At 44.0% G+C, this 894-nt stretch carries 1 protein-coding gene; it reads left to right on the plus strand.

Annotated elements, in window-relative coordinates:
• Positions 1 to 279: 279 nt before the first annotated feature.
• A partial coding sequence (locus tag Q0192_RS17085; RefSeq protein ID WP_299291394.1) for a carboxypeptidase-like regulatory domain-containing protein occupies positions 280 to 894 on the plus strand: 615 nt, incomplete at its 3' end.

Genomic DNA, 894 nt, shown 5'->3' on the forward strand with positions numbered 1-894 from the left:
AATCAACCAAAACCCGGCGGTGCTGATGGGGAAGTTTAGTTTTGGGCGGTAAAAACAACCCGGGCGATAAAAAAATGATGTTGGAGAAACAAACGATAGGAAAATTAAAAGAAAGTACATTATATTGCGTGGCTGAAACCCGTGTTTCTTAAAAGTAGGGCGTTTAACCAGCCAAATTTTTAATTGCTTTTGCTTTTTTATACATGTTTATCAATTACGTCTTTCGTCCATCATAACTTCTTTTTACTTATCCAATGTTCAATCAACAAACCAACAACTATGAAAAAAAACTTACTTTTATTTTTTCTGGGGATCGTGTTTTGCGTGGCACAAGCCATCGCGCAAAGCAAAACCATCACCGGGAAAGTTGTAGCTGCCGAAGATGGATTGCCGCTGCCAGGCGTTTCCGTAAAAATTAAAGGCACTACAACGGGCACACAAACTAACCCGCAAGGTATTTACACCATTAATGCCAGTAGTGGGCAAACACTGGTTTTCAGTTTTATTGGAACGGTAACACAGGAAATACCGGTTGGCACAACAAGTACCATTGATGTATCCTTAAAACAGGATACAAGAACATTACAGGAAGCTGTTGTAACTGGTTTTGGCGTTAAGCAGAGCAAACGCGACCTTACCTCATCTACCCAAACCATTACCGGTGCTGCCATTGCAGAAACCCAGCGCGAAAACTTAGTAAATGCTTTGCAAGGCCGTATTGCAGGCGCTACCGTAACCAGTACAAGTGGAGTGCCGGGCGCATCGGCCTCTATTGTGTTGCGGGGCATTACTTCTATTGGCGGCAGCAACCAGCCGTTGTTTGTGGTTGATGGTATCCGCGTTAACAATGATGCGTTAAGCCAAGGCGCGCTTGCCTCTAACGGAGATAACCGG

This window comes from uncultured Mucilaginibacter sp. (assembly GCF_937859865.1).
Classification (GTDB): Bacteria; Bacteroidota; Bacteroidia; order Sphingobacteriales; family Sphingobacteriaceae; genus Mucilaginibacter_A.